We start from the raw sequence: 17,164 nt of genomic DNA, 5'->3' as shown, positions 1-17,164 counted from the left end.
TCTTCATAACTGTTTCATTTTACTTGCGTAGCTTGCTCTATAATCTCTGCAACTTTACTTCTGCTAAATCCTGTTTCATCTGCGATCTCCATTATTTTGGCTTCCTTCATTGCCTTACTACGCATGGCTGAAAGGGTTGGCTTAAAAGGATGGTTGTTTCCTTGAATATTTAATGGCAGTGAGATACTGCCAATAAGAATTTCTTCAAGTAACCAGGGTTCTTCATGTGCGACCCAGTAAACTTTTGCATTCTCTTCCATCCACTGGTCAAGCCATTGCTCACCTAAATGGGTAAACGTCGTTCTTTTTCCTGAACCAACCCGGCGGAGCGGATAATTGCTTTCCAGTGCAAGTAAAACCCCTAGCGAACGTCTGAGTGTCGAGCCTTCTGCGTTGCCGCTGTAATGCGTTTTAATGCGTGTTTTAAGGTTAGCGCGACTGTTGGGTTTTCCCTTTTTATCAGGTGAGATACCGACATAGAGCAATGTGTACCCATCCTGAGTGAGGCAATCTTCCGTCGGTACGCCTGGAGGGATTTCTTTGAACCACCAGAAATAGACACCGTTGATTGCAGGAACAGGTGTTGGTTGGCTCATGACTTCTGTTCTGCTGAATGTTTTGTCAGGATAAAAATTAAACACTGAGATTCTCCGCGCTGATTGATTCCTGGTATTTTAAGGGATCGTTGGCTGTGATGAGTTGATTTACGTAGTGGCTAATATGAGTTTAAGAGTAACAACGCAGCAGGTGGATACCTGGAAGAAACGTATTCAGAGGGATGGTTTGAAAGGTTCTACTTACTTTTGCCATCAGGGCGGGGCCGTTTGGGTTTCCGCATCAGCCGATCATCAGGCTATCTGTCAGAAAGTTTTAGGAAGGGATTCAGGAACAAGTTCTTTATCGAGTTATTTGCGCTGGGATGATGTTGGCGCTGTTGCTTTGGTTGAATTGTTGCACGCGATTGAAACGGCTTAAGGTGAAGATTTTGCTGCCAGTTTAAAGCATTGTCGCCACTTTGTAGCCAACAAGGGAAAGCGGTGGTGTAAGTGTTTCATTCGATGGGTGGTAAAATTCAGGCAACAAAAAACCCATCAACCTTGAACCAAAACGGCGGGGTTGATGGGCTCCACAAATTGGGGACATCAAAGAAAAGCAGTGGCAATAGTTATGACTGACATCTGACAGAAAAGTTCTGCACTTAGCGAAATTTTTTCGCCGTTGCGCAAATTTCTCCCTTACCCCAGCCCCGGCCAGATGATGATGATCAAGGTCCCCGCCAGGGTTAACAGCACGTTAGCGATGGCATAGGTGCCGGCATAGCCCAGCGCCGGGATGTTGCTGCGTGCGGTATCGCTGATGATTTCCATCGCAGGGGCACAGGTACGCGCCCCCATCATCGCGCCAAACAGCATGGCGCGGTTCATGCGCAGCACGTAGGCACCGAAGAGGAAACAGATCACCACCGGTACCAGGCTGACGATCAACCCGGCCACCAGCATCTGCCAGCCCACCGCGCCCAGGCTGTGACCAATGCCGCTGCCCGCGCTTAAACCGACGCCCGCCATGAACACCATCAGGCCAAACTCTTTCACCATGTTCAGCGCGCCCTGAGGGATGTAGCCGAAGGTGGGGTGGTTGGCTCGCAGGAAGCCGAGCATGATCCCGGCGAACAGCAGGCCCGCCGCGTTACCAATGCCGAAGCTAAAGTTGCTGAACTGGAAGGTGATCATCCCAATCATCAGGCCAACGATAAAGAAGGCGCAGAACGCCAGCAGATCGGTCACCTGGCTGTGAATGGAGATAAAGCCGATGCGGTCAGCGACGGTTTTCACGCGGCGCGTGTCGCCGCTCACCTGCAACACATCGCCCTTGTTCAGCACGATGTTGTCATCGATTGGCATCTCAATCTGGCTGCGGATCACCCGGTTGAGGAAGCAACCGTGGTCGGTCAGCTTGAGCTGTGCCAGACGGCGGCCAACGGCATTGTGGTTTTTGACCACAATCTCTTCGGTGACGATGCGCATGTCGAGCAGGTCGCGGTCGAACACCTCTTTGCCGTTGCGGAAGCTCGGATCGAGACGGGCGTGCGCATCCGGGTAACCCACCAACGCGATGTCATCGCCCATCTGCAGCACCGCATCGCCGTCCGGGTTGGCCAGAATGCCGTTACGGCGAATACGTTCGATATAGCAGCCCGTCTGGCGATAGATGCCCAGCTCACGCAGATTTTTACCGTCGGCCCAGGCCACCAGCTCCGGGCCGACACGGTAGGCGCGGATCACCGGAAGATAAACTTTGCGTTTGATGTCAGTGTCCAGACCGCGCTCGCGGGCGATTTGCTGGGCGCTGGTCTGCAGATCCTGATGCTGTAATTTCGGTAAATAGCGCGCGCCCACAATCAGGCTCACCAGACCGATCAGATAGGTCAGGGCATAGCCAAGGCTCAGGTGATCCAGCGCCAGTGACAGTTGGGCGTTATCCAGCCCAAGATGGCGCAGCGTATCCCCGGCACCGACCAGCACCGGCGTGGAGGTCATCGACCCGGCCAGCATGCCCGCCGTCAGGCCAATATCCCAGCCAAAGATCTTGCCTAAACCCAGCGCGATTAACAGGGCACTGCCAACCATCACCAGCGCCAGCATCAGGTAATTTTTACCGTCGCGGAAGAAAATAGAAAAAAAGTTGGGACCAGCTTCAACGCCGACACAAAAAATAAACAGCATAAAGCCCAGATTCAGGGCATCGGTGTTAATACTGAAATGCTGCTGGCCTAATAATAATGAAACGACTAAAACGCCAATAGAATTACCGAGTTGGATTGACCCGAGACGTAATTTCCCCAGGCAAAGACCTAAAGCCAGTACCACAAATAATAACAGGATGTAATTCCCATTTAACAATTCTGCGACGTTTATGTTCACGGAGGATAACTTTTCGTTTACCAGTAAGTGGTTGAAGGGGTGGGATATTTAGGCTACTGTTTGCGCTGTAATAACAGGAGTTAAGACACTCCTGATCGCATATCATAATATATCCCACAAAGTAATATCAAACTATTAGTGAATTTTTAACAGATATCACCCAATGATAGCAGTGACGTTAAGACCCGGTGATTTTGGCAAGGAAGGCCGGGTGACTCAACTAATTGGCGTCCATCGGACGGAAAAGTATTTGCCCGCAATGGCAGGGGGATAGATTGAATATTAAACGTAACTGGTTTGGCGTGGCTTGCTGCTTTTTACTGTTTACCGCAGTTTGCATCTGTCTGATGTACCAGGTGAGGGGGGCGTTTATTTCTTCGGGGTACCCTGGGCTTGGGCTACTTTTTTTCATCTTACCCGGTATCGCTGCCGGCTTCTTCTCCCGTGGTGGCGAGGTGATCAGGCCGCTGATGGGGGCGATACTCGCCGCGCCGGTCTGTCTGGTGGTGATGCGGATGATCTTTATTTCGTCACGCAGCATTCTGCAGGAACTGGCCTGGCTGCTGAGCGGCGTTTTCTGGTGTGCATTAGGGGCGTTGTTCTTTCTGTTTGTGCGCCGGGCGCTGAAGCACCGCCGGGTGAGAGTAAAAACGCCCTCAGAGTGAGGGCGTGAAAGGCTTACTGGGCAGCGAACAGGCCCAGGTGCTCTTTGGCATAGGCTTCAAAATCGGTAAAGCCGCCGATGTGAGTCTGGTCGAGGAAGATCTGCGGAACAGTTTCAACCGGCTTACCTACGGTCTGTTCCAGATCGGCTTTAGAGATGCCTTCTGCGTGGATGTCCACGTAGCGGTAGTTAAAATCTTCACGCTCAGCGGTCAGTTTTTCTGCCAGATCTTTTGCGCGCACACAGTAAGGGCAACCCGGACGTCCAAAAATTACTGCAAACATTTTCTCTCTCCTGAAACTAAGCCAGACGGCGAATGACACTATATTGCCGATAACTATCGGTAATGGAAAGCAGGTTCTGCCTGTTACATTGATACCTTCAGGCTATGTTTGGCCAATTACAGCCTCATTTTCTTTGCCTATACTGGCGAAATGTCAGTAACGCCGTAAAGAGAGACAAGATGACGCCAGTAATTGATCTGTTACGTTCCCACCGCTCCATCCGCCATTTTACCCAGGAACCTATCACCGAAGCGCAGCGCGAGGCCATTATTGCCGGTGCGCAGGGCACCTCCAGCTCCAGCTTCCTGCAGTGCAGCTCCATTATCCGCATCACCGACCCGGCGATGCGTGAACAGCTGGTGACCCTCACCGGCGGGCAAAAGCACGTTGCTGAGGCGGCGGAGTTTTGGGTGTTCTGCGCCGACTTCAACCGCCATCTGCAAATTTGTCCTGAGGCGCAGCTTGGCCTGGCAGAACAACTGCTGCTCGGCGTGGTGGATACCGCGATGCTGGCGCAGAACGCGATGACGGCGGCAGAGTCGCTGGGGTTGGGTGGCGTTTATATTGGCGGTATCCGCAACAGTATTGAGGCCGTGACCGAACTGTTGCAGCTGCCGAAGCACGTTCTGCCGCTGTTTGGTCTGTGCCTGGGCTGGCCTGCGGATAACCCGGACGTCAAGCCGCGCCTGCCAGCGGCGATGGTGGTGCATGAAAACCACTACCAGCCGGTCGATAAAGAGGTGCTGGCGCAGTACGACGAGGAGCTGGCGAACTACTATCTCAGCCGCGCGACCAATAACCGCCGTGATACCTGGAGCGACCATATCCGCCGCACCATCATCAAGGAAAACCGTCCGTTTATTCTCGATTATTTGCATAAACAGGGCTGGGCTACACGATAAGTCCATTCATCCTGCGCCTGCCTGCGTGTATGATACGCAGGCTTTTACCGGATTATGTCTGAGAGGTGCAGGGTGAAAATTGCCATATTGTCCCGGGATGGAACGCTCTTTTCCTGTAAACGCCTGCGTGAAGCGGCAGAGCAGCGTGGCCATCATGTAGAAATCCTCGATCCGCTGTCCTGCTATATGAATATCAGTCCGGCGGCATCCTCCATTCACTATAAAGGGCGTCAACTGCCGCATTTCGACGCGGTTATCCCGCGCATTGGCTCGGCAATCACCTTTTATGGCACCGCCGCGCTGCGCCAGTTTGAACTGCTCGGCAGTTATCCGCTGAATGAATCCGTGGCCATTACCCGGGCGCGCGACAAACTTCGCTCCCTGCAGCTGCTGGCCCGTCAGGGGATCGACCTGCCGATCACCGGTATTGCCCATTCGCCCGACGACACCAGCGATCTGATCGAGATGGTGGGCGGGGCACCGCTGGTGGTCAAGCTGGTAGAAGGCACCCAGGGGATTGGCGTGGTGCTGGCCGAAACCCGCCAGGCGGCAGAGAGCGTGATTGATGCCTTTCGCGGCCTGAACGCGCATATTCTGGTGCAGGAGTACATTCAGGAGGCCAAAGGGCGCGACATTCGCTGTCTGGTGGTGGGGGATGAAGTGGTCGCGGCCATTGAGCGCCAGGCCAAAGAGGGCGATTTTCGCTCCAACCTGCACCGGGGCGGTGTTGCCCGGGTGGTAGAGATCACCGCGCGCGAGCGGGAGATTGCACTGCTGGCCGCGCAGACGCTGGGGCTGGATGTTGCCGGGGTCGATATCTTACGTGCCGATCGCGGGCCGCTGGTGATGGAAGTGAATGCCTCACCGGGGCTGGAAGGCATTGAGAAAACCACCGGGATTGACATAGCCGGGAAGATGATCGGCTGGATAGAGCGTCAGGCTACGCCGGAGTTTTGCCTGAAAACGGGCGGATAACTGACCTGCCACGCACACGTCGCCTGGCACAGGCACTATTTTTTAAAGGGGTTCCACCGTTATGGATTCACTCGTTGTACCGACACTTGATACTTTGCGTCACTGGCTCGACAACATGGGCGTCAGCTTTTTTGAATGCGACACCTGCCAGGCGCTGCACCTGCCGCATATGCAAAACTTTGACGGTGTGTTTGATGCCAAGCTCGATTTGATTAATGACGTCATTCTTTTTTCCGCGCTGGCAGAGGTCAAACCCTCGGCGTTACTGGCCTTAGCATCGGATTTATCTGCCATCAATGCCAGTTCTTTGACGGTGAAAGCATTTCTCGATATACAGGATGATAATCTGCCAAAGCTGGTGGTTTGCCAGTCTTTCAACGCCACCGTCGGGCTGACTTTCCCGCAGTTCGCGGCGTTCATCCAGCAGAGCGAAGAGCAGATCTCCATGGTGATGCTTGAAGCCAGCGCCCATCAACTGCTCTACAACGCCGAAGAGGGCGCTGAGCAGCCTGAATCTGCGGGCAATTTTCTGCACTAAAGCTGTCTGACTTTTAGGCAGTCGCTGTCGTGGCGGCTGCATAACACCCTCGTTTCTGCTGGATTTAACCTTCCTTTAAAGAATTATTCACCGCCATCCCGGCAAATCGGCTTATCACATAGACACTTCCTGCATAAAAAATTGTTAAAAGGCGTTTTTTAATCTGAGCTATAGCTACGGAGACAAGCTACAGTTTATTCTTGCGATGCTGTTAAATGCGAGCAGATACCGCCACCTGAGTAACATCTTCTGCTGCATGCAGAGTGATAAATTATGCACGTTTCTTGCATAGGTTAAGAGTGTTCATTTTTGGCGCGTTTGTTAACGCGCTTTCAGAAGGATTAACGCTATGATCGCTTTACATAAAAAATGGTTATCGGGTCTGGTTGCAGGTGCTCTGATGGCGGTCTCTGCCGGCACGCTTGCGGCGGAACAAAAAACGCTGCATATCTATAACTGGTCTGATTATATTGCCCCGGACACGGTGGCGAATTTCGAAAAAGAGACCGGGATTAAAGTCGTTTACGACGTCTTCGACTCCAACGAAGTGCTGGAAGGCAAACTGATGGCGGGCAGCACCGGCTTCGACCTGGTGGTGCCGTCAGCCAGCTTCCTTGAGCGTCAGCTCTCTGCTGGCGTGTTCCAGCCGCTGGACAAAAGCAAACTGCCGGAGTGGAAAAACCTCGATCCCGAGCTGCTGAAGCTTATCGCCAAACACGACCCGGAAAACAAATACGCGATGCCGTATATGTGGGCCACCACGGGCATCGGCTATAACGTCGACAAAGTGAAACAGGTGTTGGGTGCCGATGCCCCGGTAAATAGCTGGGATCTGGTGCTGAAGCCAGAGAACCTTGAGAAGCTGAAAAGCTGCGGCGTGTCGTTCCTCGATGCCCCGGAAGAGGTGTTTGCCACCGTCCTGAATTACCTCGGCAAAGATCCGAACAGCACCAAAGCGGATGACTACACCGGCCCGGCAACAGACCTGCTGCTGAAGCTGCGTCCTAATATCCGTTATTTCCACTCGTCTCAGTACATTAACGATCTGGCGAACGGCGACATCTGTGTAGCCATCGGCTGGGCAGGGGATGTTCTGCAGGCGGCTAACCGCGCCAAAGAAGCCAAAAACGGTGTGAATATCGCCTATTCGATCCCGAAAGAGGGGGCGATGGCCTTCTTTGACGTCTTCGCGATGCCTGCCGATGCAAAAAACAAAGACGAAGCTTATCAGTTCCTGAACTATCTGCTGCGCCCGGATGTTATTGCCCATATCTCTGACCACGTCTTCTATGCCAACGGCAACAAAGAGGCCACCAGCCTTGTCAGCGCCGAAGTGCGTGATAACCCGGGGATCTATCCACCGGCTGACGTGCGCGCCAAAATGTTCACCCTGAGCGTTCAGGAGCCGAAAATCGACCGCGTGCGTACCCGTGCGTGGACGAAAGTGAAAAGCGGTAAATAACGATGTGATGTACGCCGGGCAACGCAAGCGCGTGCCCGGCGATACGCACCCTGATGGTGCGTTTGCACCAGTTTGATTGATGCCGGAGAGCACCCCGTGAACGACGCGATCCCCCGCCCGCAGGCGAAAACCCGTAAAGCGCTGACCCCGCTGCTGGAAATCCGCAACCTGACCAAATCCTTTGATGGTCAGAATGCCGTGGATGATGCCAGCCTGACCATTTATAAAGGCGAAATTTTTGCCCTGCTTGGCCCATCCGGCTGCGGGAAATCGACGTTGCTGCGTATGCTGGCCGGGTTTGAACAGCCCAGCGCCGGGCAGATTATGCTTGATGGCGTCGACCTTTCCCACGTGCCGCCGTATCAGCGTCCCATCAATATGATGTTTCAGTCCTACGCGCTCTTCCCGCACATGACCGTGGAGCAGAACATCGCCTTTGGCCTGAAGCAGGACAAAATGCCGAAAGCCGAGATCGCCACCCGCGTGGCCGAAATGCTGAGCCTGGTGCACATGCAAGAGTTTGCAAAGCGCAAGCCGCATCAGCTCTCGGGTGGGCAACGCCAGCGTGTGGCCCTGGCCCGCAGCCTGGCGAAACGCCCCAAACTGCTGCTGTTAGATGAGCCGATGGGCGCGCTGGATAAAAAACTGCGCGACCGTATGCAGCTGGAAGTGGTGGATATTCTGGAGCGCGTGGGCGTGACCTGCGTGATGGTCACTCACGACCAGGAAGAGGCCATGACCATGGCCGGACGCATCGCGATCATGAACCGCGGCAAGTTTGTGCAGATAGGGGAGCCGGAAGAGATTTACGAGCACCCGACCACCCGCTACAGCGCCGAATTTATCGGCTCAATCAACGTGTTTGAAGGGCTGCTGAAAGCGCGGGAAGAGGACGGCCTGGTGATCGACTCGCCGGGACTCATTCATCCGCTGAAGGTTGCCGCCGACAACTCGGTGGTGGACAACGTGCCGGTATACGTGGCGCTGCGCCCGGAAAAAATCACCCTGTGCGATGCACCCCCGGCCGACGGCTACAACTTTGCGGTGGGGGAGGTGGTACATATTGCCTATCTCGGCGATCTCTCCATCTATCACGTCCGGCTGAAGAGCGGCCAGATGATCAGCGCCCAGCTGCAGAACACCTGGCGCTACCGCAAGGGGCTGCCGACCTGGGGCGACGAAGTGCGTCTGTGTTGGGAAGCAGACAGCTGCGTTGTACTGACGGTATAAGGAACGGCGATGAGCAAACCTGAACCTGCGGCCCGCATAGCGGCGGGCATTGATACCAGCTGGCTGACGCGGATGCAGATGGCCCATGGGCGCAAACTGGTGATCGCCCTCCCATACGTGTGGCTGATCCTGCTGTTCCTGCTGCCGTTCCTGATTGTGTTTAAAATCAGCCTGGCAGAGATGGCGCGGGCAATCCCGCCCTACAGCGACCTGGTGGAGTGGGGAGACAGTCAGCTGTCGATCATGCTCAACCTGGGCAACTTCCTGCAACTGACCGACGATCCGCTCTATTTTGAGGCCTATTTACAGTCGTTGCAGGTGGCGGGCATCTCAACGATTTGCTGCCTTCTGCTGGCCTACCCGCTGGCCTGGGCAGTGGCGCACAGCAAGCCCTCGACGCGAAATATCCTGCTGCTACTGGTGATTTTACCTTCCTGGACCTCGTTCCTGATCCGCGTTTATGCCTGGATGGGGATCCTGAAAAACAACGGCGTGCTGAACAACTTTCTGCTGTGGCTGGGGGTTATCGATCAGCCGCTGACGATTCTGCACACCAACCTGGCGGTCTATATCGGCATCGTGTACGCCTATCTGCCCTTTATGGTGCTGCCGATCTACACCGCCCTGACGCGCATCGACTATTCGCTGGTGGAAGCAGCGCTTGATCTCGGCGCCCGTCCGCTAAAAACCTTCTTCACCGTGATTGTGCCGCTGACCAAAGGCGGGATTATCGCCGGATCGATGCTGGTGTTTATCCCGGCGGTGGGGGAGTTCGTGATCCCGGAACTGCTCGGCGGCCCGGACAGCATTATGATTGGCCGCGTGCTGTGGCAGGAGTTCTTTAACAACCGCGACTGGCCGGTGGCCTCGGCGGTGGCGATCGTAATGCTGCTCCTGCTGATCGTGCCGATCATGTGGTTCCACAAGTACCAGCAGAAACAGATGGGAGATCATGGATGAACAACTTACCGGTAGTGCGCTCTCCGTGGCGGATCCTGATCCTGGTGCTCGGCTTTACGTTCCTGTATGCACCGATGCTGATGCTGGTGATCTACTCCTTCAACAGCTCGAAGCTGGTGACGGTGTGGGCGGGCTGGTCCACGCGCTGGTACGGCGAGCTGTTCCACGACCAGGCGATGATCAGCGCCGTGGGGTTAAGCCTGACCATTGCCGCCTGTGCGGCAACGATGGCGGTGATCCTCGGCACCATCGCCGCCGTGGTCATGGTGCGCTTTGGTCGCTTTCGCGGGGCCAACGGTTTTGCCTTTATGATCACCGCTCCGCTGGTCATGCCCGACGTGATCACCGGCCTGTCGCTGCTGCTGCTGTTTGTCGCCATGGGGCACGCCATCGGCTGGCCGTCAGATCGCGGCATGTTGACCATCTGGCTGGCCCACGTCACCTTCTGTACCGCCTATGTTGCAGTGGTGATCTCCTCGCGCCTGCGCGAGCTGGATCACTCCATTGAAGAGGCGGCGATGGATCTGGGCGCCACGCCGCTGAAGGTGTTCTTTATCATCACCCTGCCGATGATTATGCCGGCGGTGGTCTCCGGCTGGCTGCTGGCCTTTACCCTGTCGCTGGACGACCTGGTGATCGCCAGTTTCGTCTCTGGCCCGGGAGCGACCACGCTGCCGATGCTGGTCTTCTCCAGCGTGCGCATGGGGGTTAACCCGGAGATCAACGCCCTGGCAACGATCATTCTCGGCGTGGTGGGCATTATCGGGCTGATTGCCTGGTATCTGATGGCGCGTTCTGAAAAACAGCGCCAGCGCGATATCCAACGTGCAAGACGCGGCTGAAGCTCCTAAAATCTGCACAGGCGTAAATGAGATGCCGCGTTATCGCGGCATCGTTTCATGGAAGACATCACGTTGGGATTTTTCAGTAAAACAAGTCAGTCACATGCCCGTCTGAATGTTCCTGCTCTGGTGCAGGTGGCGGCGCTCGCCATTATTATGATCCGCTGCCTTGATGTATTCATGATTTTCAATACCCTGGGCGTGCGCGGCATGGGGGAGTTCATTCACCGCAGTGTCCAGACATGGAACCTGACGCTGGTCTTTTTCGCCAGCCTGATGCTGGTGTTTATCGAAATTTACTGCGCTTTTTCGCTGGTAAAAGGGCGTAACTGGGCGCGACTTATCTACCTTCTGACCCAGGTGGTGGCTACCGGCTATCTGTGGGCCGCGTCGCTGGGCTACGGTTATCCTGAACTGTTCAGCATCCCCGGCGAGTCAAAACGCGAGATCTTCCACACCCTGGTGATGCAAAAGCTGCCCGACCTGCTGGTGCTCGGCCTGCTGTTTGTTCCGGCGGCCAGCCGACGGTTTTTCCGTCTGCAATAACGTGTATAATCGCTGCCCCCAGACGTATTAAGGTTTCGTTATGCAGTGCGCACTCTATGACGCCGGTCGCTGTCGCTCCTGTCAGTGGATAGAACAGCCGGTTTCTTCTCAACTTTCCGCCAAAATGGCCGACCTGCAGACTTTACTGTCTGGCCTGCCGGTGGCTGAGTGGTGCGCGCCCGTCAGCGGGCCGGAACAGGCCTTTCGCAATAAAGCCAAAATGGTGGTCAGCGGCAGCGTCGAGAAGCCGCTGCTCGGCATGTTGCACCGGGATGGCACGCCTGTCGATCTCACCGACTGCCCGCTCTATCCGGCCTCGTTCGCCCCGGTCTTTGCCGCTCTGAAACCCTTTATTGCCCGCGCGGGTCTGACCCCCTACAACGTGGAACGCAAGCGCGGCGAGCTGAAGTATATTCTGCTGACAGAAAGCCAGCGTGATGGCGGGATGATGCTGCGTTTCGTGCTGCGCTCGCAGGCTAAGCTGCCCCAACTGCGCGCGGCCCTGCCGTGGCTGCAACAGCAGTTACCGCAGCTGACGGTGATTACCGCGAACATTCAGCCGGTGCATATGGCGATCATGGAAGGGGACGAAGAGATCTTCCTCACCGACGCCCAGGCGCTGGCAGAACGCTTCAACGACGTGCCGCTGTGGATCCGCCCGAAGAGCTTCTTCCAGACCAACCCAACCGTTGCCAGCCAGCTCTATGCCACCGCGCGCGACTGGGTGCGTCAGCTGCCGGTCAACCATATGTGGGATCTGTTCTGCGGCGTCGGCGGCTTTGGCCTGCACTGCGCCACGCCGCAGATGAAGCTGACCGGGATTGAAATCTCTGCCGAGGCGATCGCCTGCGCCACGCAGTCAGCCACCGAGCTGGGGTTAACCAATTTGCATTTTCAGGCGCTCGATTCAACGCAGTTTGCCACCGGCCAGGACAACGTGCCGGATCTGGTGCTGGTTAACCCGCCCCGGCGCGGCATCGGCCAGGCGCTGTGTGACTACCTGAGCCAGATGGCTCCGCAGTTTATTATCTACTCCAGCTGCAATGCGCAGACGATGGCGAAAGATCTCCACGCCCTGCCGGGCTATCACATTGCGCGCGTTCAGCTGTTCGATATGTTCCCCCACACCGCGCACTACGAAGTATTAACGCTGTTAATTAAGCGTTGAGCCACTGCCCGGCGACGCTGCGCTTGCGCTCTCCCTGCGGGAGAGCGCCGTGGCGAGGGCACCTCCGCACAATGTTAAACAAAATGTGAACGTTTCCCGCCCCGGAAATCGGGTAAGCTTTACCTGTTAAGATTGAATAAGGCTGACCGATGAAGCAGATCCTGCTGGTGGAGGACGATGGCGATATCGCCGCGTTACTGCGCCTCAATTTAGAAGACGAAGGTTATGTGATCACCCACGAGGCAGACGGGGAAAAGGCGCTGCACCTGCTCGGGCAAACCCACTGGGATGCGGTGATCCTCGACCTGATGCTGCCCAACGTTGACGGACTGACCCTCTGCCGGGCGATCCGCCAGCGCGACCACTACCTGCCGGTGATTATCATCAGCGCCCGCAGCAGCGAAACCGAGCGCATTCTGGGCCTTGAAACCGGGGCCGATGATTACCTCGCCAAACCCTTCTCGGTGCAGGAGCTGGTGGCGCGGATCCGGGCGCTGTTCCGCCGTCAGCAGGCGATGGGCCAGCAGACATCCGGGCTTATCACCGCCCACGGCCTGACCATCGACCCGCTGGCCCGCAGCGTCCAGCTGCACGGCGAGGTGGTGGATCTCACGCCGCGTGAGTTCGATTTACTCTACTTTTTCGCCCGTCATCCCGGGGAGGTTTTCTCCCGCCTGGCCCTTCTCGAACAGGTGTGGGGCTACCAGCACGAAGGCTACGAACACACCGTCAACACCCATATCAACCGCCTGCGGGTAAAAATTGAAAAAGATGCCGCCGAGCCGGAGGTGATCCGCACCGTGTGGGGTAAAGGCTACCGGTTTGCCCGGGAGGCAGAATGACGCGCCGCCTGACCCTGCTGTTTATCCTCTTGCTGACGGGCTGTGCGGCGGTGGCCTGCGCGGTGCAGCTCTGGACCAGCATGCAGTACGGCAACGCCATGGTGCAGCGTTTGTCCGGCGGGCTGGCGCAGCACATCGCCCAGCGCGAAACACTGCTGGATGCCCAGGGGCAGGTCGATCGCACCCGGCTCAAGCCGCTGTTCGATCGGCTGATGACCTTTAACCCCAGTGTGGAACTCTACATTCTCTCCCCGGACGGACAGATCCTCGCGGATGCCGCCCCGCCGGGGCATATCAAACGGCAGAAGCTCGCCGTTGCGCCGGTTCAGCAGTTTCTCAGCGGCGGGATGATGCCGGTCTACGGGGACGATCCACGCACCCTGACGGGCGAGAAGGTCTTCAGCGCCGTGCCGTTGCATCAGGACGGCGTACTGCGCGGTTATCTGTATATCATTTTGCAGGGGGAAGAGCTGAACGCACTGGCGGAGCAGGCGTGGCAAAAAACGCTCTGGAGCACGGTGCTCTGGTCGCTGCTGCTGGTGGCCCTTTTCGGGGCGCTGGCGGGGGGGCTGGTCTGGTACTGGGTCACCCGGCCGGTGAAGCAGTTGACCGACGAGGTGAGTGGCCTCGATCGGGAAAGTATGCACGTTATCAAGCAGCTGGCCGCCCAGCCCCCGCAGGCCGCCCCGTCTGACGAAGTGGCCCTGCTGCGTAACACCTTTATCGAGCTGGCGCAGCAGATTGCCAGCCAGTGGGATCAACTGGCCGACAGCGACCGGCAGCGCCGGGAGTTTATCGCCAACATCTCCCACGATCTGCGCACGCCGCTGACCTCGCTGCTGGGGTATCTGGAAACGCTGTCCCTCAAATCCGGCACGCTTTCGGCGCAGGAGACGCAGCACTATCTCGCTATTGCCCTGCGTCAGGGGCATAAAGTGCGTCATCTGTCCCAGCAGCTGTTTGAGCTGGCGCGTCTTGAGCATGGCAGCATCAAGCCGCAGCGGGAGCGCTTTGCCATCGGGGAGCTGATCTCCGACGTGGCGCAAAAGTTTGACCTGGCGGTGGAGACCCGTCAGCTCCGGCTGCATATCGACGTGCCGCGCCAGTTGCCGATGATCAACGCCGATCTGTCGATGATCGAGCGGGTGGTGACCAACCTGCTGGATAACGCCATTCGTCATACGCCGCCAGGCGGCGAAATTGGGCTGAAGGTGTGGCTGGAGGGGGAGCAGTTGCAGGTGGAGGTGAATGACAGCGGGCCGGGCGTCGATGAACATCTCCGGGATCAGCTGTTCATGCGGCCTTCAGCGCTGAGTCAGCAGGCATCGCGGGATAATCGCGGTGGGCTGGGGCTGTTGATTGTCAAAAGGATGCTGGAGCTGCACGGCGGCGGGATCAAACTGATGGAGGCGGCGCATGGAGCCTGTTTTCGTTTCTTTGTGCCGCTGTGAGCCATGCCGGGTAGCGCTGACGCTTACCCGGCCTGCAAATCTCAAACCGGCCGGGTAAGGCGTAGCCGCCCGCGGGCAAAAAATCTTACTGCGGGAACCACTGGTCGCTGATTTTCTGATAGGTGCCGTCTGCTTTAATCGCTTTCAGAGCGCCGTTCAGTTTCTCTACCAGGGTTTTGTTATCCGGGCGTACGGCAATGCCCAGACCGGTGCCGAAGTACTGCGGGTCGGTCACTTTATCCGTTGCGGTGCCCAGCTGCGGGTTGGTTTTCAGCCACTCGTTCACCACCGCCGTGTCGCCAAACACGCCATCGATACGGCCATTTTTCAGGTCGATAATCGCATTCTGGTAGCTGTCGTACGCCACGGTTTTCACTTCCGGGTGCTTATCCTGGAGGTATTTCTGGTGTGTGGTGCCGTTTTCCATGCCAATGCGCTTGCCTTTCAGCTGCTCAAAGGAGGTGTACTGGCCTTTTTTGGCGATCACCACTGCGGAGTTGGCGTAGTACGGGTCAGTAAAGGCAACCTGCTTGCTACGCTCCGGGGTGATATCCATGCCCGAGATCACCGCGTCATATTTTTTGAATTTCAGGGACGGGATCAGGCTGTCAAAGGCGTGGTTAGTAAAGGTGCACTCCGCCTGCATTTGGGTACACAGCGCTTTTGCCAGGTCAATATCAAACCCGACGATCTGGTTGCTGGCATCCAGTGACTCGAACGGTGGATAGGTAGCAGAAACACCGAAGTTGATTTTATCGGCGGCAGAAGCGCCCGCGGCGAAGGTTGCCAGTAAAGCGGCCAGAACTAACTTTTTCATTGTGAAGCTCCCGTCTGTCAATCTTGTCATTATGCGCCGTGTCTGCGGCTGGGAGTTACAATGCCATTGAATGAATTTGTATGCAATAAAAATGATTAACTATTACTTGATTCCTAAAAAAAGGCGGGTGGTCGTTAGACTTGCCCGCCTAGAGTAATCACAATGTATGCAGTCTTAGTTGCGGCGTTCGAAGGCCAGCGCTTTACGCTCAACTAAACGCATCAGCAGCGTCAGCAGGCCGTTGACCACCAGGTAGATCAATCCGGCGGCACCAAACACCATCACATCGTAGGTGCGTCCGTACAGCAATTGTCCGTGACCCATCACCTCCATCAGGGTGATGGTGTAGGCCAGCGAGGTACTTTTGAACACCAGCACCACTTCGTTAGAGTACGAAGAGAGGGCGCGCTTGAAGGCGTACGGCAGCAGGATCGCCAGCGTATCTTTCTTGCTCATCCCCAGCGCACCGCACGACTGCCACTGCCCGTCCGGGATGGCGCGAATGGCCCCGTAGAACAGTTGGGTGGTATAGGCGGCGCTGTTCAGCGACAGGGCCAGCAGGGCGCACAGCCACGGCTCGGAGAGCAAATGCCACAGCACCGGATATTCCTGTAGCGTCGGGAACTGGCCCGGGCCGTAGTAAATCAGGAAGATCTGCACCAGCAGCGGTGTGCCGGTAAACAGCGTGATATAGCCGCGGACAATCCACACCAGTACCGGCGTTTTCAGCGTCAGGATGATGGTGAAAATCAACGCCAGCACCAGCGCCACGATAATCGAGGCGACGGTCAACGTCAGGCTGGTGTGCAGCCCTTTCATCAGTTCGGGTAAGTAATCCAGCATCAGCCTGGTCTCCGTTCAAAACGCGTCGCACGCAGGTCAATACGCTTGAGAATGTACTGACTGAGCAACGTGATCACCAGGTAGATGGCCGCCGCCACGATGTACCAGGTAAAGGGCTCCTGGGTACGGGTGGCGATGCTTTTGGTTTGCAGCATCAGGTCGTTAACGCTGATTAAGCTCACCAGCGCGGTATCTTTCAGTAGCACCAGCCACTGATTGCCAAGCCCCGGCAGGGCATGACGCCACATCTGCGGCATCACCAGACGGAAGAAGATCGCTGTTTTCGACAGCCCCAGCGCCTGGCCGGACTCCCACTGGCCTACCGGCACCGCTTTCAGTGCGCCGCGCAGAGTCTGCGATGCATAGGCGGAATAGAGCAGGGAGAGGGCGATCACGCCGCACAGGAACGGGCTGACATCGAAGTTTTCGATCTGCATCTGAATCGGGATCTGCACCACGCCCAGATTGAGCGTAAAGCCGTCCGACAGCATCAGCAGCAGCTGCGAGGAGCCGAAATAGATAAACAGGACCACCAGAATTTCCGGCAGGCCACGAAGAAGGGTCACCAGTGCAGAGCCGGTCCAGGCGACAGGTCGCCACTTAGCCGACTCCCACACGGCAAAGATCATCGCCAGCACCAGGCCGATAATCAGCGCACAAACGGCAAGGCCGACGGTCATCCCGGCGGCGCTTGCTAATGGAAAAATTTCGTTCATCAG

At 56.5% G+C, this 17,164-nt stretch carries 19 protein-coding genes; 13 read left to right on the top strand and 6 right to left on the bottom strand.

Annotated elements, in window-relative coordinates; genetic code table 11:
* Positions 1-14: 14 nt before the first annotated feature.
* Positions 15-596: a GIY-YIG nuclease family protein gene (locus ABIE02_RS04140; RefSeq protein WP_051916122.1), complete on the bottom strand. Its 582-nt coding sequence runs from the start codon at positions 594-596 to the stop codon at positions 15-17.
* A gap of 115 nt (positions 597-711) precedes the next feature.
* Here ABIE02_RS04140 and ABIE02_RS04135 point away from each other — a divergent pair, with 115 nt between their 5' ends.
* Entirely contained in the window at positions 712-975 is a 264-nt protein-coding gene (locus ABIE02_RS04135; protein ID WP_127472139.1) for a hypothetical protein, read from the top strand.
* A gap of 260 nt (positions 976-1,235) precedes the next feature.
* Here the strand turns inward: ABIE02_RS04135 and ABIE02_RS04130 are convergent, their stop codons facing one another.
* Positions 1,236-2,921: an aspartate:alanine antiporter gene (locus tag ABIE02_RS04130; protein ID WP_032617265.1), complete on the bottom strand. Its 1,686-nt coding sequence runs from the start codon at positions 2,919-2,921 to the stop codon at positions 1,236-1,238.
* 275 nt (positions 2,922-3,196) lie between these two features.
* On the opposite strand from ABIE02_RS04130, the gene ABIE02_RS04125 reads away from it, so the two are divergent.
* Complete coding sequence (locus ABIE02_RS04125) at positions 3,197-3,586, top strand: inner membrane protein YbjM (RefSeq protein ID WP_032617266.1); 390 nt, start codon at positions 3,197-3,199, stop codon at positions 3,584-3,586.
* A gap of 13 nt (positions 3,587-3,599) precedes the next feature.
* Here the strand turns inward: ABIE02_RS04125 and ABIE02_RS04120 are convergent, their stop codons facing one another.
* Entirely contained in the window at positions 3,600-3,869 is a 270-nt protein-coding gene (locus tag ABIE02_RS04120; RefSeq protein ID WP_032617267.1) for a GrxA family glutaredoxin, read from the bottom strand.
* Between the two features lie 179 nt (positions 3,870-4,048).
* Between ABIE02_RS04120 and nfsA the strand changes: the two genes are divergently transcribed.
* The 11 genes from nfsA to ABIE02_RS04065 all read left to right on the top strand — a co-directional run bounded on the left by nfsA (position 4,049) and on the right by ABIE02_RS04065 (position 14,785).
* Complete coding sequence (nfsA, locus tag ABIE02_RS04115) at positions 4,049-4,771, top strand: oxygen-insensitive NADPH nitroreductase (protein WP_117385730.1); 723 nt, start codon at positions 4,049-4,051, stop codon at positions 4,769-4,771.
* A gap of 72 nt (positions 4,772-4,843) precedes the next feature.
* The gene (gene rimK, locus ABIE02_RS04110) at positions 4,844-5,746 is read left to right on the top strand and encodes a 30S ribosomal protein S6--L-glutamate ligase (RefSeq protein ID WP_032617270.1); all 903 of its coding nucleotides are present in this window, start codon (positions 4,844-4,846) and stop codon (positions 5,744-5,746) included.
* Positions 5,747-5,807: 61 nt separating this feature from the next.
* The gene (locus tag ABIE02_RS04105; RefSeq protein WP_032617271.1) at positions 5,808-6,284 is read left to right on the top strand and encodes a YbjN domain-containing protein; all 477 of its coding nucleotides are present in this window, start codon (positions 5,808-5,810) and stop codon (positions 6,282-6,284) included.
* 349 nt (positions 6,285-6,633) lie between these two features.
* Positions 6,634-7,746 carry a spermidine/putrescine ABC transporter substrate-binding protein PotF gene (gene potF / locus ABIE02_RS04100; RefSeq protein ID WP_059308409.1) on the top strand — a complete coding sequence of 371 codons (1,113 nt, stop codon included), beginning with the start codon at positions 6,634-6,636 and terminating at the stop codon, positions 7,744-7,746.
* A gap of 96 nt (positions 7,747-7,842) precedes the next feature.
* Entirely contained in the window at positions 7,843-8,976 is a 1,134-nt protein-coding gene (potG, locus tag ABIE02_RS04095; RefSeq protein WP_032617274.1) for a putrescine ABC transporter ATP-binding subunit PotG, read from the top strand.
* 9 nt (positions 8,977-8,985) lie between these two features.
* Positions 8,986-9,936 (top strand): putrescine ABC transporter permease PotH, encoded by a 951-nt coding sequence (potH, locus tag ABIE02_RS04090; protein ID WP_144883918.1) that lies wholly within the window; start codon positions 8,986-8,988, stop codon positions 9,934-9,936.
* Entirely contained in the window at positions 9,933-10,778 is an 846-nt protein-coding gene (gene potI / locus ABIE02_RS04085; protein ID WP_032617277.1) for a putrescine ABC transporter permease PotI, read from the top strand. The genes potH and potI overlap by 4 nt, the downstream gene beginning before the upstream one ends.
* Before the next feature lie 57 nt (positions 10,779-10,835).
* Entirely contained in the window at positions 10,836-11,324 is a 489-nt protein-coding gene (locus tag ABIE02_RS04080) for a YbjO family protein (RefSeq protein WP_032617278.1), read from the top strand.
* A 40-nt stretch (positions 11,325-11,364) separates the two neighbouring features.
* Positions 11,365-12,492, top strand: coding sequence for a 23S rRNA (uracil(747)-C(5))-methyltransferase RlmC (gene rlmC, locus ABIE02_RS04075; protein ID WP_032617279.1), 1,128 nt, complete (start codon positions 11,365-11,367; stop codon positions 12,490-12,492).
* A 149-nt stretch (positions 12,493-12,641) separates the two neighbouring features.
* The gene (locus tag ABIE02_RS04070; RefSeq protein ID WP_032617280.1) at positions 12,642-13,334 is read left to right on the top strand and encodes a response regulator transcription factor; all 693 of its coding nucleotides are present in this window, start codon (positions 12,642-12,644) and stop codon (positions 13,332-13,334) included.
* The gene (locus tag ABIE02_RS04065) at positions 13,331-14,785 is read left to right on the top strand and encodes a sensor histidine kinase (protein ID WP_164540059.1); all 1,455 of its coding nucleotides are present in this window, start codon (positions 13,331-13,333) and stop codon (positions 14,783-14,785) included. Before ABIE02_RS04070 ends, ABIE02_RS04065 begins: the two co-directional genes overlap by 4 nt.
* A gap of 85 nt (positions 14,786-14,870) precedes the next feature.
* Here ABIE02_RS04065 and artJ read toward each other — a convergent pair whose 3' ends face one another.
* From artJ to artQ, 3 genes are all read right to left on the bottom strand, one after another.
* The gene (gene artJ / locus ABIE02_RS04060; RefSeq protein WP_270735859.1) at positions 14,871-15,602 is read right to left on the bottom strand and encodes an arginine ABC transporter substrate-binding protein ArtJ; all 732 of its coding nucleotides are present in this window, start codon (positions 15,600-15,602) and stop codon (positions 14,871-14,873) included.
* A 174-nt stretch (positions 15,603-15,776) separates the two neighbouring features.
* A complete protein-coding gene (artM, locus tag ABIE02_RS04055; RefSeq protein WP_032617284.1) occupies positions 15,777-16,445 on the bottom strand; it encodes an arginine ABC transporter permease ArtM in 669 nt (222 codons plus the stop codon).
* A complete protein-coding gene (gene artQ / locus ABIE02_RS04050; RefSeq protein ID WP_032617286.1) occupies positions 16,445-17,161 on the bottom strand; it encodes an arginine ABC transporter permease ArtQ in 717 nt (238 codons plus the stop codon). The genes artM and artQ overlap by 1 nt, the downstream gene beginning before the upstream one ends.
* Positions 17,162-17,164 lie beyond the last annotated feature (3 nt).

The organism is Leclercia sp. 1548 (assembly GCF_050435045.1).
Classification (GTDB): Bacteria; Pseudomonadota; Gammaproteobacteria; order Enterobacterales; family Enterobacteriaceae; genus Enterobacter; species Enterobacter adecarboxylatus.
Note: the sequence above shows the minus strand (reverse complement) of the source record. Positions and strands in the feature narration are given on the sequence as shown.

Excerpts from the sequence above, each read along its gene's own strand:
- ABIE02_RS04070 (WP_032617280.1), top strand. The coding sequence starts at position 12,642 with ATGAAGCAGATCCTGCTGGTGGAGGACGATGGCGATATCGCCGCGTTA.
- ABIE02_RS04120 (WP_032617267.1), bottom strand. The coding sequence starts at position 3,869 with ATGTTTGCAGTAATTTTTGGACGTCCGGGTTGCCCTTACTGTGTGCGC.
- ABIE02_RS04065 (WP_164540059.1), top strand. The coding sequence starts at position 13,331 with ATGACGCGCCGCCTGACCCTGCTGTTTATCCTCTTGCTGACGGGCTGT.
- nfsA (WP_117385730.1), top strand. The coding sequence starts at position 4,049 with ATGACGCCAGTAATTGATCTGTTACGTTCCCACCGCTCCATCCGCCAT.
- artM (WP_032617284.1), bottom strand. The coding sequence starts at position 16,445 with ATGCTGGATTACTTACCCGAACTGATGAAAGGGCTGCACACCAGCCTG.
- ABIE02_RS04080 (WP_032617278.1), top strand. The coding sequence starts at position 10,836 with ATGGAAGACATCACGTTGGGATTTTTCAGTAAAACAAGTCAGTCACAT.
- ABIE02_RS04140 (WP_051916122.1), bottom strand. The coding sequence starts at position 596 with ATGAGCCAACCAACACCTGTTCCTGCAATCAACGGTGTCTATTTCTGG.
- rlmC (WP_032617279.1), top strand. The coding sequence starts at position 11,365 with ATGCAGTGCGCACTCTATGACGCCGGTCGCTGTCGCTCCTGTCAGTGG.
- artQ (WP_032617286.1), bottom strand. The coding sequence starts at position 17,161 with ATGAACGAAATTTTTCCATTAGCAAGCGCCGCCGGGATGACCGTCGGC.
- potF (WP_059308409.1), top strand. The coding sequence starts at position 6,634 with ATGATCGCTTTACATAAAAAATGGTTATCGGGTCTGGTTGCAGGTGCT.
- potI (WP_032617277.1), top strand. The coding sequence starts at position 9,933 with ATGAACAACTTACCGGTAGTGCGCTCTCCGTGGCGGATCCTGATCCTG.
- ABIE02_RS04105 (WP_032617271.1), top strand. The coding sequence starts at position 5,808 with ATGGATTCACTCGTTGTACCGACACTTGATACTTTGCGTCACTGGCTC.
- potH (WP_144883918.1), top strand. The coding sequence starts at position 8,986 with ATGAGCAAACCTGAACCTGCGGCCCGCATAGCGGCGGGCATTGATACC.
- artJ (WP_270735859.1), bottom strand. The coding sequence starts at position 15,602 with ATGAAAAAGTTAGTTCTGGCCGCTTTACTGGCAACCTTCGCCGCGGGC.